At 60.7% G+C, this 25,916-nt stretch carries 21 protein-coding genes and 1 pseudogene; 6 read left to right on the top strand and 16 right to left on the bottom strand.

The genetic code is table 11. The features are described from left to right. Positions 1 to 2: 2 nt before the first annotated feature. The 11 genes and pseudogenes from EL217_RS08545 to EL217_RS08495 all read right to left on the bottom strand — a co-directional run bounded on the left by EL217_RS08545 (position 3) and on the right by EL217_RS08495 (position 14,911). Entirely contained in the window at positions 3 to 383 is a 381-nt protein-coding gene (locus tag EL217_RS08545) for a hypothetical protein (protein ID WP_126319577.1), read from the bottom strand. Further along, positions 383 to 2,184 (bottom strand): annotated as a pseudogene (locus EL217_RS08540) (BCCT family transporter). The gene EL217_RS08545 and the pseudogene EL217_RS08540 overlap by 1 nt, the downstream one beginning before the upstream one ends. Positions 2,185 to 2,328: 144 nt before the next feature. Further along, positions 2,329 to 4,020 carry an FUSC family protein gene (locus EL217_RS08535; RefSeq protein ID WP_172596724.1) on the bottom strand — a complete coding sequence of 564 codons (1,692 nt, stop codon included), beginning with the start codon at positions 4,018 to 4,020 and terminating at the stop codon, positions 2,329 to 2,331. A 61-nt stretch (positions 4,021 to 4,081) separates the two neighbouring features. Next, positions 4,082 to 5,530: an ATP-binding cassette domain-containing protein gene (locus EL217_RS08530; protein WP_126319575.1), complete on the bottom strand. Its 1,449-nt coding sequence runs from the start codon at positions 5,528 to 5,530 to the stop codon at positions 4,082 to 4,084. Further along, positions 5,527 to 6,348, bottom strand: coding sequence for an ABC transporter permease (locus EL217_RS08525; RefSeq protein WP_126319573.1), 822 nt, complete (start codon positions 6,346 to 6,348; stop codon positions 5,527 to 5,529). The genes EL217_RS08530 and EL217_RS08525 overlap by 4 nt, the downstream gene beginning before the upstream one ends. Next, positions 6,345 to 7,310 (bottom strand): ABC transporter permease, encoded by a 966-nt coding sequence (locus tag EL217_RS08520; protein WP_126319571.1) that lies wholly within the window; start codon positions 7,308 to 7,310, stop codon positions 6,345 to 6,347. The genes EL217_RS08525 and EL217_RS08520 overlap by 4 nt, the downstream gene beginning before the upstream one ends. Beyond that, on the bottom strand, positions 7,307 to 8,827 hold the full coding sequence (locus EL217_RS08515) for an ABC transporter substrate-binding protein (RefSeq protein WP_126319569.1): 1,521 nt from the start codon (positions 8,825 to 8,827) through the stop codon (positions 7,307 to 7,309). Before EL217_RS08515 ends, EL217_RS08520 begins: the two co-directional genes overlap by 4 nt. A 194-nt stretch (positions 8,828 to 9,021) precedes the next feature. Next, positions 9,022 to 10,041, bottom strand: coding sequence for an LLM class flavin-dependent oxidoreductase (locus tag EL217_RS08510; RefSeq protein WP_005278049.1), 1,020 nt, complete (start codon positions 10,039 to 10,041; stop codon positions 9,022 to 9,024). A 166-nt stretch (positions 10,042 to 10,207) separates the two neighbouring features. Beyond that, on the bottom strand, positions 10,208 to 11,635 hold the full coding sequence (brnQ, locus tag EL217_RS08505) for a branched-chain amino acid transport system II carrier protein (protein ID WP_126319567.1): 1,428 nt from the start codon (positions 11,633 to 11,635) through the stop codon (positions 10,208 to 10,210). A 216-nt stretch (positions 11,636 to 11,851) separates the two neighbouring features. Beyond that, on the bottom strand, positions 11,852 to 12,982 hold the full coding sequence (locus EL217_RS08500; protein WP_126319565.1) for a MalY/PatB family protein: 1,131 nt from the start codon (positions 12,980 to 12,982) through the stop codon (positions 11,852 to 11,854). Between the two features lie 42 nt (positions 12,983 to 13,024). Then, the gene (locus EL217_RS08495; protein ID WP_023029101.1) at positions 13,025 to 14,911 is read right to left on the bottom strand and encodes an ABC transporter ATP-binding protein; all 1,887 of its coding nucleotides are present in this window, start codon (positions 14,909 to 14,911) and stop codon (positions 13,025 to 13,027) included. Positions 14,912 to 15,084: 173 nt separating this feature from the next. Between EL217_RS08495 and EL217_RS08490 the strand changes: the two genes are divergently transcribed. Then, the gene (locus EL217_RS08490; RefSeq protein ID WP_050755821.1) at positions 15,085 to 15,633 is read left to right on the top strand and encodes a hypothetical protein; all 549 of its coding nucleotides are present in this window, start codon (positions 15,085 to 15,087) and stop codon (positions 15,631 to 15,633) included. Continuing rightward, positions 15,630 to 16,181: an isopentenyl-diphosphate Delta-isomerase gene (gene idi / locus EL217_RS08485; RefSeq protein ID WP_126319563.1), complete on the top strand. Its 552-nt coding sequence runs from the start codon at positions 15,630 to 15,632 to the stop codon at positions 16,179 to 16,181. The genes EL217_RS08490 and idi overlap by 4 nt, the downstream gene beginning before the upstream one ends. Positions 16,182 to 16,184: 3 nt before the next feature. On the opposite strand, the gene EL217_RS08480 is transcribed toward idi, so the two are convergent. Continuing rightward, a complete protein-coding gene (locus tag EL217_RS08480) occupies positions 16,185 to 17,447 on the bottom strand; it encodes a carboxylesterase family protein (RefSeq protein ID WP_126319561.1) in 1,263 nt (420 codons plus the stop codon). Positions 17,448 to 17,485: 38 nt separating this feature from the next. Between EL217_RS08480 and EL217_RS08475 the strand changes: the two genes are divergently transcribed. The 4 genes from EL217_RS08475 (at position 17,486) to EL217_RS08460 (ending at position 20,846) form a co-directional block, all read left to right on the top strand. Then, positions 17,486 to 17,689 carry a hypothetical protein gene (locus EL217_RS08475; protein ID WP_005278067.1) on the top strand — a complete coding sequence of 68 codons (204 nt, stop codon included), beginning with the start codon at positions 17,486 to 17,488 and terminating at the stop codon, positions 17,687 to 17,689. Beyond that, positions 17,682 to 17,957, top strand: coding sequence for a hypothetical protein (locus EL217_RS08470; protein WP_126319559.1), 276 nt, complete (start codon positions 17,682 to 17,684; stop codon positions 17,955 to 17,957). The genes EL217_RS08475 and EL217_RS08470 overlap by 8 nt, the downstream gene beginning before the upstream one ends. Before the next feature lie 151 nt (positions 17,958 to 18,108). Then, on the top strand, positions 18,109 to 19,941 hold the full coding sequence (locus tag EL217_RS08465; protein WP_126319557.1) for an AMP-dependent synthetase/ligase: 1,833 nt from the start codon (positions 18,109 to 18,111) through the stop codon (positions 19,939 to 19,941). Positions 19,942 to 20,165: 224 nt separating this feature from the next. Further along, the gene (locus EL217_RS08460) at positions 20,166 to 20,846 is read left to right on the top strand and encodes a hypothetical protein (RefSeq protein WP_005284226.1); all 681 of its coding nucleotides are present in this window, start codon (positions 20,166 to 20,168) and stop codon (positions 20,844 to 20,846) included. 139 nt (positions 20,847 to 20,985) lie between these two features. Here EL217_RS08460 and EL217_RS08455 read toward each other — a convergent pair whose 3' ends face one another. The 4 genes from EL217_RS08455 to EL217_RS08440 all read right to left on the bottom strand — a co-directional run bounded on the left by EL217_RS08455 (position 20,986) and on the right by EL217_RS08440 (position 25,809). Then, positions 20,986 to 21,936, bottom strand: a complete 951-nt coding sequence (locus EL217_RS08455; RefSeq protein ID WP_126319555.1) for a hypothetical protein — start codon at positions 21,934 to 21,936, stop codon at positions 20,986 to 20,988. Positions 21,937 to 22,101: 165 nt separating this feature from the next. Then, a complete protein-coding gene (locus tag EL217_RS08450; RefSeq protein ID WP_126319553.1) occupies positions 22,102 to 23,256 on the bottom strand; it encodes an ATP-binding protein in 1,155 nt (384 codons plus the stop codon). Between the two features lie 106 nt (positions 23,257 to 23,362). Further along, entirely contained in the window at positions 23,363 to 24,421 is a 1,059-nt protein-coding gene (locus EL217_RS08445) for a CNNM domain-containing protein (protein ID WP_126319551.1), read from the bottom strand. Further along, positions 24,421 to 25,809: a hemolysin family protein gene (locus tag EL217_RS08440; RefSeq protein WP_126319549.1), complete on the bottom strand. Its 1,389-nt coding sequence runs from the start codon at positions 25,807 to 25,809 to the stop codon at positions 24,421 to 24,423. The genes EL217_RS08445 and EL217_RS08440 overlap by 1 nt, the downstream gene beginning before the upstream one ends. Positions 25,810 to 25,916 lie beyond the last annotated feature (107 nt).

Below are 25,916 nucleotides of genomic sequence, written 5' to 3'. Positions count from 1 at the left end.
TGTTAATGTCGGCGGATAACGGCAGAGCCGAGGCCGATGAGCGCGATGGCGCCGACAATGATGGAGGCTACCGGCCAGTACTGCGGGAAGTACTTGAGCGTATAGCCGAAGACCTGGCCGTCATCGAAGCGCCGCGCCAAGGCGAAGGGCATCCACCACAGCTTGCTTACTGCGAGCACCGCGCCCAGCACACCGGCGATGACCCGCCCGCGCCCGCGGAGAAATAAGCTGGCGGCCACGAGTACTATGCCGACGATGGTGAGCGCGAAGAGCAGGGGAGTGTTCGTGCTAAGTGGCGAGCCGCGCAATAAGAATTCGTGGTCAATCTCGTGCTGCTCGATGAGGGTGTAGCCATCGAGGACGACATCGCTGGGAAGGCCCATTACTTCTCCTCATCCTCTGGGTCGTAGCCATCGGACCATTTACCGGTTTCGAAGTCATAGTCGACGTTTCGGCCTTCTTCGTCCGTGCGTTGGTACCACTCGGTATAGCGATCTGCGGCGGAATCAAAGTCATGCCCGGCCCCGCGTCCGTCCTCGGCGTGCTGGACGGTGAACTCGAATTCATCGCCATGCTCTGCGATGCCGCGCATGACCGCATTGTCCATCGCCGAACGGGCATAGGTGCGGCGGATGAACATCGGATCAGAGCGCAGATCCTTGATGAACGCCACCATCATGGTTAACAGCACGAGGCAGAAGGGCAGCGCTGCCAGGATGGTGAGGTTCTGCAGGCCGGTGAGGACGTCCTCGCCGCCGGTCAGCAGCATGACGATGGCGATGCCCATCATGCACAGGCCCCAAAAGATGACGATGAGCTTATTCGGGGTTGGGTCGCCCTTGGAGGACATGGTGCCCATGACCACGGAGGCGGAGTCAGCCGAGGTGACAAAGAAGACCGCGAGGATGACCAACAGGATAAAGGGGGTGATGGTGCCAAGGGGAAGATCCTGGAACATCGAAAAGAGCACCTGTTCATTGGAGGATTCACCGTCGATGCCCTCTACACCTTCTTGGTTGAAGGAAATGGCGGTGCCGCCAAAGATGGTAAAGGCCAGCGCCAAGATGGCGGTGGGGGCGAAGATGGTCACGGCGGCGAATTCGCGAATGGTGCGGCCGCGGGAGATGCGGGCGACGAACATGCCCACAAACGGCGTCCACGCAATCCACCAGGCCCAGTAGAACGCCGTCCAGTAAGACTGGAATTCAATGGTCTCATCGCCCCAGGACAGCCCCTTGGCCATCATGGGCAGGAATTGATCGATATAGGTCACGATGCCCGAAGGAATCAGGTTCAGCAGCAATAGGGTGGGCCCGACCAAGAAGACGAAGGCTACAAGCCCCAAGGTCAAGGTGATATTGATATTGGACAGGTAGCGCACGCCACGCGCGACGCCGGAGACCGCGGAGATAATAAACGCGCAGCCTAACACGGCGATGACGATGATGAGCGCGGAATTGGTCATGGGGCCCGCGCCGCGAATGATACTGACACCCTGGCCGATTTGAATAGCAGAAAGCCCCAAGGTAGCGGCGGTGCCGAAGAGGGTGGCGATAAGCGCCATGACATCGATAAGCTTGCCCAGCGGGCCATCCGTGGCGCGGGAGCCGAAGAGCGGCTGGAAGATGGAAGAGATGAGGGGAACGCGCCCGCGCCGGTAGGAGGAGTAGGCAATCGCGGCGCCAACCAAAGCATAGGCTGCCCACGGGGAAATGCCCCAGTGGAAGTGCGATTGGGCCATCGCTTGGTGCAATGCCTCGACGGAGCTGCCGTTATCCACGGTGTGCGGGGGAGGGCTGAGGTAGTGCGATAGCGGCTCGGAGGGCCCGTAGAAGAAGATGCCGACGCCGATGCCGGCGCCAAGCATCATCGCTACCCAGCTGAAGTAGCTGAATTCGGGCGTTTCCGTATCCGTGCCAAGCTTGATGCAGCCGAGGCGGGAGAACCCGATATAGGCCATGGTCACGGTGGCCAGCAGCATGGTGATATTCAGCAGCCATCCGGTATTGGTGATGGCCCAGTTAAGGCGGTGGAGGAGGCGGCGGCCAGGTTATCGGGCATGGTAATGCCCCAAATGATGAAGGCTACGATGAGGACGGTGGTGATGGAAAATAGCGATTTATCCAGGCCGAAGCGGTTGCGTTGGTCCTCAACGCTGATGCCCGGCACCAGCCCGGGGTGCATATTGTGCGGGTAGAGCCCGACGGCGCTGCCCTTATCGTGCGGTTCGAGGGAGCGCTTATAGGCGCGGGAGGAAGAAGTCACGGTGTCCTTAGCTCGGCGAGGGTAGTGGCTTCAATTGTTCAGCACCGCAACGCATTCCACAAGCTAGCGCGGCTGGGCATGCGCGGCGTGAATCTGCTTGACGATGCCATCTAGTTCCTCCCTGCTTGCCATCCTAAACGGGTGCGTGGAGCAATAGTCGAGTAAGAAATACCCCGCGTGCTGGATGGCGATGTGTCGCTGCCACAATTCTCGCGCGGTGGCGGGGTTATCGGCGGCGAGGGATTGGATGGCGCGGCGCTCGGATAGCAGCTCGTATTGCAGGTCGCGGCGGCTGGCAAGGACCTCTTCGGGGGTATTGATAAACAGCAGACCGAGCAGGGTGGACATGGATTCCATGGCGCGGGTTTGCAGGCGGTGCTGGTTGCGGATGGGCGCGGAGCGCTGCCAGAACCACAGCACGATGGTGGCCACGATGATGGAGATGAGGACCTCGCTGATGCGCGCCTGGATGGTGGGCCAGAGGGGGCGCTGCGCGGAATTGCCCATCAGGAGCGCGAGCGGGGTGGAGAAGATGACACAGATGGCATAGTTTTTGGCCACGAAAATTTCCGCGCAGAATTGGCAGGCGGCGAGGGCTAGCAGCAGGCTCCACCCGGACACGCCGAAGTAGTGGAAGATAGAAAACAGCATGACGCCGACGATGGAACCGAGCATGCGGTGGATGCCGCGGACGGTGCCGGCGACGTGGTCTGGCCCCCACTGCAACATGAGGAAGGCGGAGACCACGCCCCAGTCCGGGCGGTCAAAACCTAATGACAGGCTGACCACCGTGGTGATGGCGGCGGAGACCACGATCTTTTGCGTGGTCACCATGGCATGCGAATCCCGCACCGCGGCGCGGTAGATGCGGTAGCGCCCGGTGGGGCGGGTGTGCGGGATGGCGGTGCGGTGCGGATCCACATCGGTGGCGTAATCAGTCAGCAGATCGGAGGAAGAACCCAAGTCCAGCGCGCGGTTATGCGCGACGATGCGCCTTTGGGCCTGCAAGGTGCGATCCACCAGGCCTGCGGCGGCGGAGTTGATGATGCGGCCGCCGCGGATAATGCCGGCATCGGCAAGCGCTTGCCAGGCCGTTGAGAGCGCCGTTTGGGCTTGGTGGTGGCGGGCGAGGGAATCATCCTCGCCGGAGACAAACGCGGCGGTGGCCTTCTCCAAGGCTGCGACGGCGCGGCGCTCGGGGCCGTGCACATCAATGAGCGCGGGCGCCATGCCCAGAATCAGGCTGGCCAGTACGCCGGTCAGGGACCAGAAGAATAGCTGGCCGACGCTCGTATCCGTCCGCGCCAGCATCACCGAGCCGCCGCCGACCAAGACGAGAAAGAAAGCGCCCGGCGGTGGCAGGCGCAGCGCGTTCTGGGTAAAGCCGCACAGCGCGGCGAGCAGGAGGGAATAAAGCCCTGCGAGCAGCAGCCACCAGTGCCCGTGCCCGGGGACGAAAATGAGGTGGCCGACCAGCACGCCTACGGTCGCCACGGTGGTTAGTGCCAGGCCGGCGGTGAGGATGACGCGTGGCCGGGTGCGAAAGGGGTGGCCCTCGCCGAAAATTACGGCGAAGGCGCCGGTGGCCAGCAGCAGGATGGCGTAGTCGTGGCCGGTGAGTAGGGCGAAGGCGCCGGGGAGCAGCAGTGCCAAGGCCGCGCGCAGGGCACCGGGCCAGCGCACGGAGGCGGTATTAAAAGCGGTCAGCAACTGGGTGGTGCTGGGGCGTTGCGGGATAGGGTGGTCGATGCTCACGAGCCTGCTGGACTCCTTTCGTTTAAAACGTCTACCGCAACCACCCTACGCCGCAGAGATCTTACTGCCCTGCAGCGGCAATGAGCCGGCGGGTGTAGTCGCTTTCTGGCGCAGACCACACGCGCTCGGTGGGGCCGTGTTCGACCAGCTCGCCGCGGTTGAGCACGGCGACCCTATCGCAGAGCCCGCGCACCACGGAGAGATCGTGGGTGACAAACAGCAGGGTCAGCCCGCGGTCCTCGATGAGGCGGGCGAGCAATTCCAGCACCTGGGCTTGCACGGACATGTCGAGGGCGGAGACGGCTTCATCGGCAAGCAGGATATCCGGCTCGCCGCACAAGGCGCGGGCGATGGAGATGCGTTGGCGCTGCCCGCCGGAGAATTCGTGGGGGTAGCGGTCGAGCGCCTTGCCGGACATGCCCACCTCTTCGAGCGCGGCGGCGGCGCGCTCGCGCTGCTCGGACTTGGGCAAGCGCCCGGGCATGGCCTCGGCGATGGATTTCCATATCTTCAGCCGCGGGTTTAGCGAGCCTTGCGGGTCTTGGAAGACCATCTGCACGCGCCCGTCCACGGTGCTGGTTCCAGAGGTCGGGGCATCCAGCCCTGCCACGATTTTTAGCAAGCTGGTCTTGCCGGAACCGGAGCCGCCGACGATGCCCAGCCGCTCGCCGCGACGCACGCAGAGATCGATCCCCGCCAACGCGGCCTGGGAGCCATGCTGCTTGCCGATGCCCTCCAGTACCACCATTTCCTTCTCCCCACCCGCCGGGGTGAGGGCGAAGTCTGGCGGCTGCGAGGCCGAAACCAGTTCTTGGGTATAGGCGTGGCGCGGCTGAGTGAGCACGCGCTCGGTGCGGCCTTCCTCCACGATGTAGCCATCGCGCATGACCAGCACCCGCGGGCACATGCGCTGGATGACGTTGAGATCGTGGGTGATAAAAAGCAGGGCGGTGCCGCGTTGTTCGGTCACGCGCTCGATGACGCGGAGGACCCCGTCTTGCGTGGTGGCATCGAGGGCGGTGGTGGGTTCGTCGCAGATGAGCACGTCGGGGCTGCCCGCCATGGCCATGGCTAAGAGCACGCGCTGGCGCTGCCCGCCGGAGAGCTGGTGGGGAAAACGCGAGGCGAGATCGGCGTCGAGGTCGACTTCTTCTAGGGCCGCGGCGATATCGCGCGCACCGGCGTGGGTTAGCTGGGCGCTAATGCGCATCAAGGGATCCAGCGCGCTCATAGGCTCTTGAAAGACCATGGCCATGGTCTTGCCGCGCAGCGGGCGGATGGCGGAATCCCGCGCGCCGATGATCTGGTGATCGGCTACGGTGACCTCGCCGGTGGCGGAAATCCCCGTGGGCAGCAGGCCCATGATGGACAGCGCGGTCAGTGATTTACCGGAGCCGGATTCGCCGATGATGCCGAGCTTTTCGCCCGCCTCGAGATCGAAGCTAAGCGGGCCGACGAGGGAGGATTCGGAGGCGCTGAGGTTGAGATCGCGCACGCTTAAAAGGCTCATCGCGTGGCTCCTTTCATACGGGGGTCGAGGGCGTCACGGAGGGCATCGCCAAGCAGGTTAAAGCCCAAGACCGTGGCGGCGATGGCGAGGCCCGGCCACAGGGCTTGGAGGGGATCGGTGCTCAGCAGCGACTGGGCATCCTGCAGCATGCGGCCCCACGAGGCAGCAGGGGGAGGGGTGCCCAAACCGAGGTAGGACAGGCCCGCCTCCGCGAGGATGGCGAGGGCAAAATACACCGAGGCCTGGACGATGATAAGGCCTGCGATATTCGGCAGCACGTGGCGCACCGCAACCTTCCAGCCCGGCACGGCGGAGATGCGGGCGGAGGCGATATAGTCCTGCGTGACCACCTGCAGCGTGCCAGAGCGTGCTACGCGGGCAAAGGACGGGATGCCGGAAATACCGATGGCAATCATGGCCGTCAGCGTCGATGGGCCCCAGACCGCGCCGGCGATGATGGCGAGCAAGAGCGCCGGGAAGGCGAGTACCACGTCGGCGCCGCGCATGACCAGCGCTTCTACCCAGGTATCGCGGCGCATGCCCGCCAGAATCCCCAGCGGGATGCCGATAAGACCTGCGATGCCGACGGCGATGAGCCCCACGAAGACGGTGATTTTCGCGCCCGCCATGATGCGCGAGGCGGTATCGCGCCCGAAGCGGTCCGTGCCCAGGATATGATCCGCGGTGGGGCCGGATAGCCGGCTACCCGGCTGGGCGAGGGTGGGATCGTACGGCGTCCACACCAGCGATACGAGGGCGATTACGACGACCGCGCCGACGAGCACGGCACCTAGCCAACCAGAAAAACGCATTTTCATCGCGCGTCACCTGCCTTGATTCGGGGGTCGATGAGGCGGTAGGTGACATCGGTAAGCATGTTTACTGCCAGCGCGAAGGTGACCAGCAGCATGACGAGGGTCTGCACCGTGGTCAGATCGCGCACGGAGACCGCATCGAGCAGCATGGAACCCACGCCGGGGATGACGAAGACGGATTCAATGACCACGGCGCCTACCACCATCGAGGTCAATTGCAGGCCAGACACCGTCAGCACCGGCAGCGCGGCATTGCGCAGCCCGTGGCGGTGCAGGGCCTCCCGCGGGGAATCGCCCAGGGCGCGCGCGGTGCGGATATAGTCCTGGTCCATAACGTCGAGCACCGAGGAGCGCATATAGCGCGTGAGCATGGCGCCCTGGACCAGGGCCAGCGCGATGACCGGCAGGATCAGGTGGCGCAGGAAATCGCCCACGCCGCGGTTGGGCGGCACCCAACCATTGGCCGGCAGCCAGCCCAGGTGGACCGCAAAGATGGCCACCAAGATGATACCGACCAAGAAGCTTGGCACGGCGATGCCCAACTGCGTTCCCGCGGAGACCAGGCCGGCAACCCGCGAATTGCGGTTATGCGCCAGCCACATGCCGATGGGAATCGCGCAGGCCAGCGCCAAGGCCATGGCCAGGCCGATGAGGATGAGCGTGACCTGCAGGCGGTCCACAACCAGCGGGGTGATGTCCTGCTGCGAGGACAGCGACTTGCCAAAATCACCGGTAGCGAGGCCCTTCATCCACTCGCCGTATTGCGCGATGAGCGGCCGGTCGAGGCCGAGATCTGCGCTGAGCTCGGCGATGGCGTCCTCAGTGGCATTAACCCCCAACGCGACGCGCGCCGGGTTGCCGGGCACGGCGCGCATAAGCGCGAAGATGATGAGGGAGGCGATAAAAAGCGTGAGAACGAAGCGTAGCAGCGGCCGGATTATGGCCTGTGCCCGAGAGGTACTCATTGGTCCTCCTTATCGTCGGTGAGATCGCGCAACACAATCGCGTCGGTGACCTGATCTGTGTGCAAGCCGCTGATGCCGTGGCGGGTGAGAACTACATTCGGCATATTCATCACGGTTAGCGCGCCGGCATCGGCCATAATTTGGTCCACCGCTTGCGACATGAGGCGGGGATAGTCCTCAGGCGCGGCGGTATCGGCCTTTTCGAGCAGCTCGCGCGTGCGGGCGGAATCGTAATTCAGGTAGTAATCCGGGTTACCAAAAAGCGCCGGAATATCGCGGGCCTCCACGTGGGAGATAATCGACATCTGGTAGTCCTTGGCGCCGTGAACCTGGCCCAGCCACACGGCGGGGAACTCGGCGCTTTCGAGGGTGACGTCGAAGCCGACATCGGAAAGCTGCGAGTACAGCAACTCAGAGATGGCCTGCGCGTAATAAAGCGTGGGCACGGTGATGGTGAGTGGGGTACCCTCAGCGCCGGCATCGGCAAGCAGCGAGCGGGCCTTATCCGGGTTGAAGTCGTAATAGTTCTTGCCCTCGAACCAAGGATCGGTGGGCGCCATGGGCGCGCCGCCGGTATCGGTGGCCATGCCAGACCACACGATGTCATTGGCCGCTTGACGGTCGACGGCGTAAGAAACGGCCTGGCGCACCCGCGGATCGTCGAAGGGGGCGCGGTCATTATTCATCGATAGCAAGACCTCACCATTGGTGGTGCCAACGTTGGTATCGATGGAATCATCTAGGGAATCGAGGATTTCGGGGTTGCCCACGCCCCAGACGACGTCCACGCCGCCCGAGCGCAGCGCGGTGACCGAGGAAATGGCATCGGGGAAGTAGCGCACCGTGACATCGTGTTCAGACGGTGTGCCCCAGTAATCATCGCGCTTGTGCAAGGAGACGAATTCCGAGGGGGAAAATCCCGCCACCTCATAGGGGCCGGTGCCGATAGGTTGGGCTGCGAGGTCGTCCATACCCTTAGGTGACATCATCGCACCGATGGTGGTGCCCATGGACCACAGCCAGCGGTTCGACGGCTTGTCCAGCCGCACCTTGAGGGTGTGGTCATCTACCGCGGTGGCGCTATCGACGGGATCCATGGCGGAGGAAATGCCGTTGGCCCAGTCATTTTTGACGTAATTAATGGAAAAGGCGGCGGTCTGTGCGGTGAAGGGATCGCCGTTGGAAAAAGTTACGTCATTGCGCAGGTGGAAAGTATAGGTCTTCGAATCTTCACTGATGTCCCAGTCCTTGGCCAAGCCTGGGGTGATGGACCCGTCTTCATCGATGCGCACCAGGGTCTCATAGACGTTATCCATCAGCACCGAGGGCGCGGCGGCCCCACTGGTAGTGGTGAAGTCGAGCGAGGTGGCCCCCGAACTAGACGCCACCGTTAGGGCGGCTTCGTTGCCGGAGGTATCTACCACCGCCGTATGGCCCGCTGAACAAGCTGTTACTGTACCCAGCGCTGTCGCCATCGCGAGACAGCCAAGCGCTGAGCGCGCACGTAATACTTTCATGGATGAAGAATAACGTGTGCGTTATGCAACACATAAACTCCCTAAAACCATTCGGGGGTGGGCTTATTTTACCATTAATTAGGGCAATCTCAGCGGCTGTTGTGCGGCGAATCCGGTGGTGCTGAGCAGCCAGAATGGTGCGGCTGAGGGCTGCCCCGCTCGGTGCAGCCCGGCGCCGTTTAGCGCAATGGATTTTAGCGCGGGGTGCCCGCCACGTTGGCTGGATCGAGCTGCCAGCCCTCGGCCAGCACGTGCATGTTTTTGATGACATTCTCGTGTGAGCTGGACTGCAGGGAAATCATGAGCTCATCGGCCTTGGCATGCTCTTGGAACTTCTCCAAGTATTCGGTGACTTCCTTGGTGGTACCGACCGCGGAGTAGCGCAGCATATCCAAAATTTGCTGGCCTTGATAAGACTCGATGATCTGCTCTACCTGCTGGTCGGTCAGGTACTTGCCGCGGCCGGCGAAGGATTTCACGCGGTTGAAGCACACGCGCTCGTATTCGGCTTCTGCCTCTTGCATAGTATCGGCGGCGGTGACGTTCACACCGGCGATGACGTAGGGCTTGCTAAAGCGCTCGGAAGGCTGGAAGTTCTCCCGGTAGTAGGTGGTTGCTTCCTCGAGGTGCTGCGGGGCGAAGTGGGAGGCAAAGGCGTAGGGCAGGCCGAGCTTTGCCGCGAGCGAAGCGCCGAACATGGACGAGCCCAGAATATAGATAGGAACGTTCGTATTCGCGCCGGGAACCGCGCTGACCCCAGGGATATAGGCCTTGCCCTCTAGGTAAGCATTGAGCTCTTTGACATCTTCCGGGAAGCGCTCGGCTGACTGACCATCGCGGCGCAACGCACGGCCCAAGGTATTCATGTCCGTGCCGGGGGCACGGCCGACACCTAGGTCGATGCGCTCTGGGTACATCTCCTCCAATGTGCCGAATTGCTCGGCGATGACATACGGCGAGTGGTTAGGTAGCATCACGCCGCCGGAGCCCAACCGGATGCGCTCCGTCTTAGCGCCGATGTGCGCGATGAGGACGGCGGGCGCGGAGGACATAATGGACTTCATATTGTGGTGCTCGGTGTACCACATGCGGGAATACCCCAGCTTTTCGGCTTCCTGGGCCAATTCCACCGACCGGTTAATGGATTGGGCAGGGGTTTCACCGTCATAGATGGTGCAAAAGTCCAATACGGAAAGTGGCGCGTGATCAGTCATGGGAAAATAATCCTTTTTCTCGCGGGGATAGTACCTATAGTGCAACGGTGCGCGGGGCGGCGCTATTCCGTGCTTCTTGCGCGTGGAGTGCGCCCGCAGACAGAAACCCCGCCGTGGAACCCGGGGAATGCGGGCCAACGGCGGGGCAGAGAAGGAGGGAGGGAGCTTAGCTCTTTGGCGATGCCGCTGCATCGAGCGGCGAGTCAACGACGGCATCGCCATCGGCATCGGCAGCCGCGGTCACGGAGTTGGAGTGCTTCTCGCCGGCCTTGATGGAGATATCCACAATCAGGCCAATAACGGCCGCGATGACGGTAGGTGCAATCCAGCCGAGATCCACCGCTTGGCCCGGCACCAGCGACAAGATGGGATCCAGGACGTCAGTTGCCCAACCCTGCGCGGAAATGACGGTCAGGGCGGACCAGATGACCGATACCCACAGGGCAAGGCGGTAGGTCCAGTAGAACACGACGGATTTCTTTACTGCCGGTTGAATAAGCGTGAGCAGGATTAGGGAGATAGCCGGTGGGTACAGGAAGGTGATAAACGGCACCGCGATGGACAGTACGGTGTCGAGGCCCTGGAAGGCGAAGAGGATGGACATTGCGGTGAAGATGCAGGCCCACAAGTGGTAACTCGTCTTCGGCACCAGCATCTCAAAGAACGCGGAGGTGGCGGTGATAAGGCCGACCGCGGTGGTCAGGCAGGCGAGGACGACGATGGCGGAAAAGAGGGCCTGGCCGAAGGTGCCCATGGTGAGATTGGCGGCCTCGGCAAGCAGCGGCGCGCCGGATTCATAGGACTGGCCGTCGGGCAAGGTCTGGCCCACCCAGGCCAGCCCCAAGTAGATGGCAGCAAGCAGGGTGCCGGCAACCAGCGCTGCGGTGATGGTGCCCTTAACCAGGGATTTTTGGGTCTTAAAGCCCTTAGAGCGCAGGGAGCCTACGATGACGATGGAAAAGGCCAAGCCGGCGATGGCGTCCATGGTGTTATAGCCCTCGAAAAGGCCGGTGACCATGGGGGAAGAGGTGTAATCCTCGGTGGGCATCTGGGGATCGCGCGGGTTATTCAGTGCCGCCAAGGTAATGAGGACCACTAGCAGCGCAACCAGGGCCGGGGTGAGGAATTTGCCCAGCGTATCGATGATGGAATTGGGCTTCCACGCCAGGCCTAACGTGATGAGGAAGAAGACGGTATTGAATAAACCGCTGGCCAGGGTGCCTTCCCAACCCAAAAGGGGAGTGATCGCCGTTTCCATGGAGACCGCGCCGGTGCGTGGGAGCGCGTAGAAAGCGCCGATGGACAGGTAGGCCATGGCGGAAAAGACCACGCCGAAGATAGCGCCGCCGTTCGCGCCCAGGTCGCGCACGGAGCGGCCGGAAATGGCGACCGCGATGATGGCCAGGACGGGCAAGAGTACGCCGGCGGCGAGGAAGCCCAGCACGGCGGGCCAGAAGTTGGTGCCGGCGGAAACGCCCACCATCGGTGGGAAAATGAGGTTGCCGGCGCCGAAGAACATCGAAAAGAGCATGAGCGAGGCAATGACAACGGTGGCCTTGCTCTTGGGGGTGCCTGAGGCAGTGGTGGTAGCCATCCTGGCTCCTTAACATTGCGTACTAAAACCATCAGCCGCGCCGAGAGCCATGGTGACAGGCGACGCGAACGAGAATGCGAATTCTGTAGCCCTATAGGGGCTATTCGTGTAATGAGATATTACTGCCCACCTGTTGAGAAATCAAAGCATGGTGAAAATGCAATAAAAGCCCCATCGCGGGTGCGATGGGGCGAGGAGAAAGGGTGGCGGGGAGAGCTAGTTGAGCTCGGCGAAGGCCCTTTCCATGCGGTCGAGTGCCTCGCCGAGGATCTCGCGGGAGGTAGCGAAGTTCAATCGCGCGTGGCCGGGGCCGCCGGTGCCGAAGGTATCGCCTTCGTTGAGGGCGACGCGGGCGTTTTCGCGCAGCCACTTGGCGGGCTGGGGATTGCCGGCGATGGCGGTATCGGAAAAGTCCAGCCACAACAGGTAGGTGGCCTGCGGCTGCGAGGTCTTTAGCCCAGGGATGCGCTGCGGGAGTTCTTCTACCAACCAGTCGCGGGTCTCGCGCAGGTACTCGATTTCCTCGTCCAAGAAGCCCCCGCCGTGGCGGTAGGCGGCCTCGGCGGCCAGCACGCCCAAGGTGCCGGTGCCGTCTTTGGCCACGCCGGTCAGCCCGTTCCACTTTTGGGCATCGGCGGCATTGGAAAAGATGATCTGCGCGCACTTAAGTCCCGCGGTATTAAAGGCCTTGGAGGTGGCGGTGACGGTGATGGTGCGCTGCGCTGCTTCCTCGCTTAGCGATGCCACCGGGATATGCTTTCCTTCATAGACCAGCGGGGCATGGATTTCATCGGCCAAGATGCGGGCATCGTATTTCTCCGCCAACTCCACCAGCCCGCGGAGGTAGTCCTCCGACAAGACGTGGCCGTGCGGGTTATAGGGGTTGGCCAAGAGAATAGAACCGGCACCGTCCTTGAAGGCCTGCTCGATTTCCTCTAGCTCGAGGCTGGTTTCGATCTTTTCGCGCCCAGCCGTGCGGGGAAGTTCCAGCAGCGGTGGGTAGGAGGGCACGGGCACGATGACGGGGGAATCATCGCGGGTAAAGTACTGCACGCCGAGCAAGAGGCCGCGGACGACATCGCCTATCCAGAAGATGTGATCGGCATTGGGGCGCCAGTCGTAGCGCTCCGCATAGAAATCCGCGACGGCCTCGCGCAGCCCCGAGGCCTTGGGGGAGGGGGTATAGCCGAAGGTTTCATTATCCACCATCTCCTGCAGCGCCTTCTTGACGGCGGGGGCGGTGGGGAAATCGGACTCCGCGATCCACAGCGGGAGGACGTCTTCATCGAAGACGGTCCACTTGCGGGTTCCGCGGGCTTGCAACTCTTCTAGGCTAGGAAACTGCATGCACACAAGCTTAACGCTTTAAGCGCAGCAGTCCCAGTGGATTTATTCACTTTCTTCGCCGTGCTCGCTGCGGGAATTGGCCCCGGTAACAAAGCCGTACTTTTTCAGCCGGCGGCGGTCCGCCGCGGAGCTGGATTGGGTGAGTTTGAGCAGCTCGGCATAAATGCCGCCGGATTGCGCGAGTTCGGCAGGCGAGCCCATTTCATCGATCCGCCCTGCCTCGAGGGTGATGATGGTATCCACATCCGCGATGGTGGATAGGCGGTGCGCGATAATCAGCGTGGTCCGGTCCTTCATCAGCTCGTCCAGGCCGGCTTGGACGGCGCGCTCGGCCTTGGTATCCAGCGCGGAGGTGGCTTCATCGAGCACCAAGATGGGTGCGTCCTTCAGCATGGCGCGCGCGACGGACACGCGCTGCTTCTGCCCGCCGGAAAGCTTGAGCCCGCGCTCGCCGATGACCGTGTCATAGCCATCCGGGAAGGCCTCAATGAAGTCATGGGCATTGGCGCGCTTGGCCACATCCACGATTTCTTCCTCCGTGGCCCCGGGCTTGCCATAGGCAATATTGTCGCGGATTGTGCCCGAAAAGAGGTAGGACTCCTGGAAGACCACGCCGACAGAGGCGCGCAGCCGGGACGCGCTGAGATCATCGATGCGGTGACCCAAGACCTCTAGATCGCCATCCGATGGATGATAGAGGCCGAGCAATAGGTTGACCAAGGTAGATTTACCGCCGCCGGATTCGCCGACTAGGGCAACCTTGTGGCCCTCATGCGCAGTGAAAGAGATGTCTTCTACTACGGGTTTTCCTTCTTCGTAGGAAAACGACACGTCATTAAAGGCAAAGACCGGCGCGCCGGGGGTGGTCTCTAGTGGGGCTATCGGGGTGAGATCCAGCTCTGGGGTGCCAGAACCGGTGGTGGCAGCAACGAGCTCGCGTGGGGCAGTGGGCTCGATTTCTTCCTCCATGACATGGAAATAGTCGCGGGAGCCCGCGATGGCGCGCTGGGCGGTATCGACGATCCAACTCATCATGAATACCGGCTGCTTGGTTCCGGCCACCATCTGCAGCAGCATCACCATGTCACCGATGGAAAAATATCCCTCGAGCGTGCGCCAGAAGATGACGGCGTAGATGCCCAAAAAGATGACCGCCATGGCCAACCCGCGGAAGGTATCCATGGTGTGCCACCAGCGCGATTGTGGCTTAGTGGTCTCGACCACGCCGCCGTAGTGCTGGGCAAAATGGTTAAGCTCCCGCGATTCACTGACGAAAGATTTGGTGACCTTGACCTGGCCGATGACCTCTGCAAAGCGGCCGTTGGCGAGGTCAATGTGTTCGTTTTTAATAGCCTCGAATTCCTGCCACCGCTTAGATGTCAGGGCGGTAAGCCACATATACACGGGAAATAGCAGCGCAAGCAGGATAGTCAGCGGCCAATAAAACCACGCGGTAATGGCCAATACGGCGATGGTCTGGATGATCATCGTGAAGAAGTTATTGGCAAAGGACTGAATAAACTGCGTGATATTGGCGATAGAACGGTCGAGCCGGGCAATGATGGTGCCGGTGATCTGGTCATCGTAATAGCCCTGCGGCAGCGCCAAGAGCTTGGCAAAGTACCGGTTGGATAAAATTTGGCGTAGCCGGGAGACCATGACATCGCCGATATAGCCGCCGATATTATTGAACAGGGCCTTCGTGGCATCGGCAATAAACAAGGCTAAGGCTAAAAGCAGCACTGTGCGCAGGGCGCCTGTGGTATCGCCGCCAGACTGTACGGTCTCAACGATGACATCGGTGGCCTCCCTCGTTAAAAACGGTGCCACCAGCGAGACGAGGGCGGTGATAGTCGCGGTAAGCAGGACGCCGAGATAAAAAGGCCACAGGGCAGAAGCGCTGCGGACGATGCGCACTAGGGAAGACATAGGAAAATACTCGATTCAAATACGCGAAAGAAAGCAGCTAGGGAAGAGTGAAGCAACGGACAAGTATGCCACACGCCACGGCGCGCAGCCCAGATGCATACCTTGGGCGGGCTTTCGGCTAAGGTATCTGTGCAGAAATAAAGTTATCTTCGCGTGCAAAGGATCCATCCACGGTGAAAATTTCTCACACTTTAGGCGCAGGCGTGGTCAGCCTTCTCGCCGTGACCCTGGCCGGATGCAGCATTCTCCAGCCGGAAGAGACCGGGTTGGGGGACAATATCACCGTCTCTAGCTCGGAAGAAAAGCCTTATCAGGCCGAAGACACCGACGATAAGGAAGTTACTTCCAACCTGGCGAGCCCTGTCAAGGATGCCGGCCTCGGTGTTAGCTGGGAGCTGCAGGGAGTGTATACGGATAGTAATTCCGGCGGCTCCGTGGTGACCATCTTGCTCAAGAATGAAAACGAAATGGCCCTGCCTACCGATGCCTTCGACGACCCCGTCCTCGAGCGCGCCGACGGCAATGGCGGCTGGTCTAAGGTGCAAGCCCTGCCCTATGACGAAAACTCCGCGCCCGGCGTAGAACCACCGGGGCTGGATCACCCGCTGGGTGCGGGCGCCTCGGTTAACCTGCAATACCGCTACGATGTCGCGCCGGGCAACCTCTGGAACGCCCGCCTGCACATTGGAAACGTCACCTGGGTGGGGGATCTGAACCTATGACGGAACGGGTAGTCCTGGCGGGTGTCGATGGAAAGGCCATTGGTACTGCCCTCAAATCCGAGGTGCATACCACCGACACCGCCTTGCACTTCGCCTTTTCCGCGTGGGTCACCTGCCACGGAAAGGTGCTCATCACCCGCCGGGCGCTGGGCAAGCAAACCTGGCCTGGCGTGTGGACCAATTCCTTCTGCGGGCATCCTGGCCCGGGGGAGGCGACTGCCGATGCCGTTACTCGCCGCGCCGAATTCGAGCTAGGCATTCCCGCGGATGCGCTATCCAACCTGCGCGAGGTGCTGCCCACCTTTTCCTACCGCGCGGTGGATTCTTCCGGCCTAGTGGAAAATGAAATCTGCCCCGTCTACTGCGTAGAGCTCGATTCCCAAGCGCAGTGGCAGCCGAACCCGGACGAGGTCGACTCCTGGGAATGGGTCGATCCCGCCCAACTTATCGCCGCGGCCGATGCCGTCCCGGCGGTATTTAGCCCGTGGATGTGCGAGGAATTGGCGGAAGCCGAATTACGCGCGGCGCTTCAGTCTTTAGCGCAGTAGCGGTTAGTCCTCCTCATAAAACGCCGCCGCCACGTAATCCAAGGTGGCATAGGCGATGCGCCGATCCCCGGTATCCAAATCAAACTCGAGCACGCGGTGGTCGCTGCCATAGTTGGGGAAACCCGGCTCGCCGGTGGTGGCGAAGTGGCAGAGCCACTCGTTCAGCTCGCAGTCGGTGCCGAAGAGCGGGTAGAGCTCATCGCAGTGCAGCGCCGGCTTAAGCTTCCTCGTAAATTCCATCATCCAGGTAGGCCCCGGTGCGCCGGAAGCTACCTGTGCCGTCCAGCGGCGCACGAGGGAATCGCCGATCATCCGGCCCATGAGGCGGTCCGGGTCCACGTACTGCGCGAGCTGGCGCCATTGCGTGTAGTGGCCGTGCGGGAAGCCGAAGCGCTGGGACAGGTAGTTACAAATGAACTTGCCCAGGGCCATGTTATCGATGCGCTTGCCGGCCGGGAGATCGTAAAATTCATCCCGGGTGGAGCTCACCACGATGGGGATATCCGCCAATTCGGATGCCTGCATCGGCGCCGGGCCTAGGGCCAAGTCATAGCGGTGCTTCTTGCGGAACTTTTTGTAGCCCTTTTCCAATGCCTCGGGCGACAGCGATTCCAAAGCGCTTTGTTCGATGGGCACTGAGAGGTACCTGTGCAATCCCGCCACGCGGTGCTCAAAGGTATCGCGGGGGTAGGCGGGCGAGAGGGCGAGGACGCGCCGGAAAGCGCCGCGGTAGTGATCGCGCCGGGCAAGCCACAGGCTTATCGCCGCGCCGGCGGATTGCCCTACCAGGGTGATATTCGTTTTATCCCCGCCAAAGGATTCGATATTGTCCTGCAGCCACTCCAGCGCCATCACGCAATCATCGATGCCGCGGTAGCGGTCCGCTTCATCGTCGGCAAAGCGGGCGAACCCAGCCAGGCCCACGCGGTAGCCCACCCGGACGTGGATGATGCCCTTGCGGGCCGTTACCGTGCCTGGCACCCGCTCGTCCTCATGCGAGCCGCCTTCAAAGCTTCCACCGTGGATATAGACCACCACGGGGCAATCCGCCGCGTTTTCCGGGGCAGTAATGCTGAGCGCTACCTCATCCGGCTGCGGTGTGCGCGCATCTTGGTCGAGGGGCTCATCCAGCGGCCGCGACGGGGCGAAGCGGCTAGGGATCTCGCAAAAGCGCAGCGAATGAAAGTAGGAGAGGCCATCGCGGCTAAAGCCGGTGATGCGTCCAGATGGGGTGGCAATGGTAACGGGTATCTGTGCGCTCGACATACCTGCCAGATTACCGTGGGGCAGTAATATAAGGACTCATGGAGTGGTTGACTGACGTGAGCAGCGCATTTTCGCAGTTCCTGGTGCAGGCGCCCGTGTGGGTACAGATGATCATCGTGGTCATCATCGTGGTTCCCATCATGATTGGCCTGGCCTGGTGCCTGATGTGGGCCGTGGACCGCAGCGCCGTCCTAATTTCCCAGTTTCGCAATCGCGGCACTACAGTAAAAGACCATGGCTGAACAACATTCGGAGGGCGCGGGCGATAACGCAGCGAGCGGCGACGTGCCTGGCGCCAGCTCGGATAGGATCCAGCCGGTCGATCCCCGTGAAGGCCTGTGGGATCCAGAGCGCAAAAAGGATGAGCGCGCTGCAAACCCGTCGGTTGTCGGCACCTCTCAGCCCGTTCGCCGCAAGCGCGCCCTGCCCAAATCCCGGGTCTCGCTCACGCTGTGGTCCATGATTGCGCTAGTTCTCATCGTTGCGCTCATCGGCAGCCTGTGGCCCTAGTGCGGATTGGTGGTTTGCTCCAATAAATGGGGCACTGTGGTGTTATAAACCCTGAACAATTACAGCTTCGATCGTGGGTAAAACGCGTTGATACGCCAACCGGTTGGTACAGTAGGCAGAGATTATTATTAGCTGTGCGAAAGGATATCGCGTGACCCTGCAACAAGTGCACACCCCGGCGGAATTTACCATTGAGCCGGGGGAGACCTGCCTCACCGCCCTGATGGATACCGCGAAAAAGCGCCCGCACGGCGTCATGTTTACCCGCCCAGCTAATTACGAGTGGGTCAATGTCACCGGTAAAGAGTTTATCGATGAGGTCTTTGAAGTAGCCCAAGGCTTAATCGCGCTAGGCGTCGAGCAGGGCGATCGCATCGCCCTGATTTCTGCTACCCGCTACGAATGGTCCTTGCTGGACTACGCCATCTGGGCCGCCGGTGCGGCATCGGTTCCGGTTTATCCTTCCTCGTCCGCCTCCCAGGTGCGCTGGATTATCGAGGACTCCGGCGCGGTGCTGGCGATTACCGAAACCCGCGAGCACTCCGAATTAGTTGAAAACCTGGTCCTACAAGACGATGGGGAACCGAATTTGAAGGGCTCGCCATCGCAGCTGCGGCGCGTATTAGAGATCAATTCCTCCGCCATCGATACCTTGAAATTCGAAGGCCGCAGCGTTGGCACCGACGAGGTGTCTGCCCGCATCGCCGCCACCAATACCGATGATCTGGCCTCTTTGGTTTATACCTCCGGCACCACCGGCCGCCCGAAGGGCTGCATCCTGACGCACCGGAATTGGCTCTCGGAGGCTAGGGCGCTGACCACCAACCCCATCGGTGTCTTCGCCGTGCCGGGCAGCCATACGCTGACATTTTTGCCTTTGGCCCACGTCTTTTCCCGCGCCGTATCGATTGCCGTGGCCATTCGCGGTGCTTCGCAGAACCACTGGTCTGATTTTTCCACCATCTCCATCGAGTTCGCCCGCTCTCGCCCCAACGTGATTTTGGGCGTGCCGCGCGTATTTGAAAAGGTCCGCAACTCCGCGGCCTCGAAGGCAGCGGATTCCGGTATCAAGAGCTTCCTTTTTGAACAGTCCGAAAAGATCGCCATCGACTACTCCAAGGCACTCGATACGCCGGACGGCCCAGACCGGCTGCTGAAAATTAAGCACAAGCTCTTTGACAAGCTGGTCTATTCCACCATTCGCCAGGGCGTAGGCGGCAATGTTCGGTACTGCATTACCGGCGGCTCCGCGATGGGCCACGATCTGTTGCACTGGTTCCGCGGCATCGGCGTGCCCATCTACGAAGGCTACGGCCTGACCGAGACCGCCGCGGCCGCTGCCGTGGACTACGTGGACCAATCCATTGGTACCGTCGGCCCGCCTCTCGGCGGGGTTACCCTGCGCATCAACGATGACGGCGAAGTCTGCATCAAGGGCGGCATGGTATTCGAAGGGTACTGGAATGACCCCGAGGCCACGGAGGAAGCCTTCGAGGACGGCTGGTACAACACCGGTGACTTGGGCGAAATCGACGATGACGGCAAGCTCACCATCACCGGCCGCAAGAAGGACCTGATTGTTACCGCGGGTGGCAAGAATGTCTCGCCTGGCCCGATGGAGGACATCCTGCGCGGCCACCCGCTGATTTCGCAGGCCATGGTCGTAGGCGATGGCAAGCCATTCGTGGGGGCGCTTATCACCCTGGATCCGGATATCCTCAAGCGGTGGAAGCTGGACCACAATATCCCAGAAAACCGCTCCATGGACGATATCGCTACCGATGCCACCCTGCGCGCCGAGGTGCAAGACGCCGTCAACAAGGTCAACTCCACGGTGTCCCACGCGGAAGGTATTAAGAAGTTCTACATCCTAGAAAGCGACCTTACTGAGGATGAAAATGAGCTCACGCCAACGATGAAGGTCAAGCGCAACGTGGTGGCGCAGCGCTATGCCAGCGCCATCGAGCACATCTACAAGCGCTAGAAAGCGGCGAAACGGGTACACCCGGGGAATTTATTCCTCGGGTGTTTAGTTTCTTGCAGGTCACAATGGCGCAAGCGCGAACCTGCCATAAACCTGTGAAACGCTTCGGAGTGTCGCACTCTCGCGGTAGACGATCTGGCATAGAGTCATGAGTCGTCGCCGAAAACCTCAACCTCTACTAGAGGTTAGAAAATGAAAACCGCGGAAGGAGTGGCTCGAAGCCTATGCAGAAGATCGCCGCCGAGCTGCGTCACCGCGAGCTCACCCAGGAGATTTACAATATCGGCGACGAAGTCGCGGAATACCTCGAGCACCTCATTGAAGCAATCGAGGATTGGGATGAGGAACTGTCCATGGATTGCTTGGCAGAACTCGGCGATATCGTCGATGATGCCCGCGTGGACTCGGGGCGCTGCGTGGGTGAGCTGATTGGGCTTCGCCAAGCGCTAGTGTCTGGCGTGCGTTCGGGAACCATTTCTGCCGCTCCTTCCGGCGCGAATGATGCGGAGGAGCCGGAGCAGCTCACCCCGCGCTTGTTGGATGAGCGGTATCCCATTGCCAAGCCCATCGTCGTGCATGAATTGGCAGAAGCGCTGCGCCAGCGCACGCAGGCGGTAGCAGATTACCTGCGTGAGGTCGTGGAATACGTGCTGGCGCAAACCGATGCCGTCGCCCGCAACCTCGACATGGTCTCCCTGCCGCACCTGTATAAGTGCACCGGGGAATCCGCGCTCATCGCCGTGCAGGCGTGGAAGCACACCGTGCTCGATACGCACCCGGCGTACGTGCGCTCCATGCGCGGGCATAACCCGCCGCAATTCCTAGAAGAACGCGCCCGCATTGCCGCGGTCGTAGAAAAAGTCCGCGCCAAGCGCGAGGCAGCCCGCCGGGCCACAACTGCATAGCTCCTTTAGACTTCCTTGCTTAAGGCAAGGGGAATTTAGCGGCCACCGAGATTCCCTCTCTCGGTGGCCGTCGCATTTTTAGATGGCCACCCTGCGTGGACTAGAACCTTGCGTGGCTTCATCTTTAGCGTTGAATGGCTCAGTTGTGGGACTGCTGGGAGCGTATAGCGTTCTGGCGCGCGGAGATAGTGGCCGTGATCTCAGAGATAAAGCGCTCCGGGTGCTGAACTAATTGCTGCGGGGAGCACCGTATGACGATAAAGCCAGCATCGCGCAGGCGCTTGTCGCGGGAACGCTCAGCGTGGTCTCGCGGCTTCGTTGGTGCCGCGGTGGATGGGGCATCGGCAAGCGGCTGTATGGAGGCGGTAGTGTCATCGCCCGGTTCGGTGATGTCGATGACGTAGGTCTTATTGATGCACAGCTGCGCGGTGATGCCGGGAAGGGCGGTGTAGTGGACCTCGAAAAACATCGGCCAGGGAAAGTCCGCCTGGATGAGCAGGGCACGGGCAAAGGAAGCATAGGGGGACGGCGAGGCGGCGCAGCTGTGATGGATAACTTCTCGCACGACGGCACTATTGCGTACCCTGCCCATTCGGGCGAATTCCTGCCTAAGAGCTTTCTTCGAAATTCCTGCGCGCAGGGCGGAGTCAGCAGCGATGAGGCCTTCGCGAAAACCGTGGAACCGGGCAATATCGATCACCGCCCGGGCCGGAGAAACGGTGCGGGCGCCGTGTACCAGCAAGGGACCGGGTAATTTCGTTTTGCGGTAAATGCGTTCTGGATGGCGCCGGTCCTTATTAGGCAAAGAGTTATGGGGAAGGGCCATTTCTACTTTTTCTTCGGCGGAGGCAAGCACCCATAGCCCGTGGAGGCGGGCGGCGGATTTGGAAATGAGCACCGCGGTATAGGCGCTGCGGGCGGCGGCAATGGCGCGCAGGCGCAGCTGAGAGGAGAGGTTCAGGCTGTGGTAATGATTGCGGTGCACCGCGATGCGGGGTGCGAGTTTGAGATAGGTGCCGTTATCGAGGTCGTGCCAGAAGGTGGGATGGTTGTGCCGGATGGATGGAATATTAGTTAGTGCTTGGTTCATGCCCTCGAGCACATACGAGGAGCACGATGCCTGCTACCCGAATGCGCGCGAGGCTGTGGAGTTCTCGTTGAATCTTCACTTAGTGTGAATCATGATGCCCCAGTGGCGCCACGAGCTCAAGTTATCCACACCCGCGCTAAGGATGGGTTGCGTGACTGAACTCGATTAGTACGAATCGATGACCAAGCTAGCGGCATGCTCGCGCAAGTAGTCCCGAAGGTAGGGCAGGGCAAAGTCTACTTGGCCACTGGCTGGTATTTCGATTAGTTCCGAGTCAAGCAAGCGGCGCCGGTAATTGGATGCATATTGCGAACTTTTTCCTAGGCGGGCCGTGATATCACTCATGGATGAGGGGCCATTGTCTTGAGCCATGTGGAGCAGGAATGTCCGATCGATGGGGGAAAGCTCCGCTAGGGCGGGCTCATGGACTAGCTGCCCTAGCTTTCGGCGCGCTTTGGAAATGCCTTCCTGCGCAGCTTCCACCGAAATCGTATTGTCTGTTCGGTGGCGGAAAGCCCATAGGCCGACGAGCTGAATCATAAAGGGATATCCCTGGCAAGCAGACACGGCAGAATTCAGCGCGTCCGGGTCCCAATTAACCTCTGTTTCTTCTACGGGAGCATTGAGTGCCTTTCGGACGTCCGTATCCGGCACTCGGTCCAATTCAATGCGGTTCGCACGGCGAAGAAAAGTGACAGGATTAGAGCCATCTTGGCTAGCCAAAAGCGGTTTAATTGAGGATGGGATTCCTGCCATGACTACAGCAATATTTTCCCCTTCTCGCACGAGGTGCTGGATGGTAGCTCCAAAATCGATGACCTCATCACTGCGCTGGTGGTGCATTTCATCCAAAGTAATGAGCACCCCAGTGGGCTCGCTGTGGGAAATTCGGTCTAGTTCCCGCTGCGCATGGAGGAGGTCTTTCAAGGCCCTTCTTAAGGGGTAGGTTTCCGCGGATAATGTCCTTGGAACCCATTCCATGCCGATGCCCAATTGGAAAAGGTGCAGGTTGAAACCTTTTAGCGCTGTCCGGTTGAGATGAAGGGTATTTATAATTTCAGCACGGAGCCGTTCCGCAAAACCGGCAGCTGCCGTGTCATTAAGGATGCGCCACCCGCGATCTGACGCGGTGTCTTTGAAGGCATTGAGCAATACCGTCTTACCTATACCGCTCGGACCCACGACGAGGGAAATGCGTTCATGGGATCCGGGTCCATCGTCCAAGGCATAAGCAAACTCCTCGATGGAGTCTTTACGGCCAGCCAGGTAGGGAGGCGTGGCCCCAAGCGTGGCGGTAAACGGGTTCTTCCGGTTGGTCATAGTCCAAGTGTAAACACCGTGCTTGTGTACGCTTGTTTATCTTTTGAATTTTGTTTATAAAACTACTAGGCGCCGAACCAAGGGGTTGGTTGGTTCGGCGAGACAGTTAAACCGCTGGGGGAGGGGTGACCTTGTCCAGCTGCTCGGTAATCTGCGGCCACAGCTGGCCCATGATGTCATCCCAGGTAAGGATCCACACGGCCTTGTCCTTATCCGCCTTGCCCACGACGACGAGCTGCTCATTGCGGGCGCGCATGTGATCGAGCGTCTTTTGCACGGTGGTGGCAGAAGAGACGGAGATCGGGGCGCGGGAGAATTCGAGGACTGGGGTATCGGGATCCGCCATGAGGGTATCGCGTACGTGCACCACGCGGGGGACGCGGGAATCCTTGGGGAAGACGAGCACGCGCATAATGTTTTTGCGCAGGACAAGCTCTTGGAGCTGTTCCACCGTGGCATCGGAAGGCAGGGGCACTACCTCGGAGCCGTGGGCGCGCGCCATGGAGCCCACCGTGGAGTTCTCCAGCTCGATGACATCGGAAATCTGATTGGCGGAATTATCGTCAAGCGCGCCCGTCTCACGGGAGTGCTCGACCAAGGTGCGCAGCGTTTCGGCGTCGTAGCCGGCGGCACCGGCGCGATCCACCGGTTCCTCGCCCGTCATGGCCACCAATTTATTGGCCATTGTGTTAATCCACTTCAGCAGTGGGCGGAAAACCCACACGAACCCGCGGGCGGGAATGGCAATGACCTGCAGGGCGGATTCTGGGTGGGCGATGGCCCACGATTTGGGCGCCATTTCACCCAGCACCAAGTGCAGGAAGGTGACGATGAACAGGGCGAGGATGAAGCTGGCGACATCGGCAATGCCCAGCGGCAGGCCAAGGGCCTCTAGCGGGGTCATCAGAAGATGATGGACCCACGGTTTGGTCACGGCGCCGAGCACGAAGGTGGCGGCGGTAATGCCCAATTGCGCGCCCGCCAGCATGATGGTCAGCTCATTGAGCGAGCGCAGACCGGCGCGGGCGGTGCGCGAAGACTCCGCGTTTTCTTCAAGCCGGTTGCGGCGCGAGCCCATGAGGGAAAACTCGATGACCACGAAGAAGCCGGAAGCCGCAATAATGAGCAGCGTGACGATGAGGTTGAACCACCACGTATCGGTCATTATGCCTCCTCCTCTTCGTCGTCGCTATCATGAACGTAGTCCTCAATAAGTTCGATGGCGAGGGAGGAAGGCACGTGGCGGTCCACGTCGTCCACACGCATGCGAATGGAGCGGGTGGGCGCTTCGTCCTGATCCACCCAGTCGTCCGGCTCTGCCTCCAAGGCGATGGTGTGGACCTCGCCTACCTCCGGCAGGGCGCCGGCGTGCGCAATGAGCAGGCCGGCGATGGTTTCAAAATCGCCCTCTGGAAGATCGTGGCCAATGGCGCGCTCGATTTCATCCAGCGGCGTATCGCCATCGACTAGCCAGTGAGACTCGTCCTGCTCGGTGATTTCTTCGGTTTCCTCGATATCGTGTTCATCGGTGACATCGCCCAAGATCTCTTCGGCCAAGTCTTCCATGGTGACGATGCCAACGAATCCACCGTACTCATCGATGACGCAAGCCAGCTTTTGTTCCTCGCCGCGCAGCTCATCGACGACATCGGGAAGCGGCATGAGTTCCGGAACCACCAGGGGCTCGCGCATGATGGCGGTGGCGCTGGTGGCAGCAGGGAGATCGGAGCCCAGGACATCGAAAAGATGCACCACGCCGATGGGATTGTGTTCATCATCGATGACGGGGTAGCGCGTGTGATTTTCGGACATCAATTCGCGCACCTCGCCCAGGGTGGTGCCGGGGTCAATGACGTCCACGCGGGAGCGAGGAATCATGGCGTGCTCGACATCGTGCTCGGGAAAGTCGAGCAAACGGTCCAAGACCATGTACGTGTCCTCATCCAAGACGCCTGTTTCGTGCGAGGAATCGACGATGGATTCGAGGTCATCGGCAGTTGCGGAAGAATCGACGTCTTCTACCGGCTCGATGCGAAATAGCTTCAAAATCGCATTGGAGGAATACTCGAAAAAGCGGATCAGCCAGCCGAAAATGCGCAGGTACCACTGCGTGGACGCGGCCAGGCGCAACGCCGTTTTCATGGGCGCGGTGATGGTGTAGTTCTTGGGGAAAAGCTCCGCAAAGAGCATCGTGGCGATGGTGGAAATAAATAGCGCCGCGATGGTGCCGATAGCCACGGATACGCCGGTGGGAATGCCGACGCCGCCGAGCAGCACGCCAAGGCCCTGACCTACCAGGGGCTCTGCAACATAACCAATGAGCAGGCCGGTAATGGTGATGCCGAGCTGCGCACCGGAGAGCATGAAAGAGGTGCGCTTGGTGATGTCGAGCGCGCGCTGGGCGGATTTATCCCCTTCAGCAGCCATGGACCGCAATTGGGTGCGGTCCACGGACATGAATGAAAACTCTTGCGCCACGAAGTAAGCATTCGCGACGATGATGAGCCCGATGACGACAAAGCCTGCCAGGATCATCGCAATAGCCGATAACATGATTTACTCCCCACCGCCTATAAGGTGGCGGGGACATCGACTGGGAGGCTCCACTGAAGGTACCTTTCTATACGCGGGAAGTTGGCAATATACTACATGTTTAACAC

It is taken from the genome of Corynebacterium segmentosum, assembly GCF_900637825.1.
Taxonomy (GTDB): Bacteria; Actinomycetota; Actinomycetes; order Mycobacteriales; family Mycobacteriaceae; genus Corynebacterium; species Corynebacterium accolens.
Note: the sequence above shows the minus strand (reverse complement) of the source record. Positions and strands in the feature narration are given on the sequence as shown.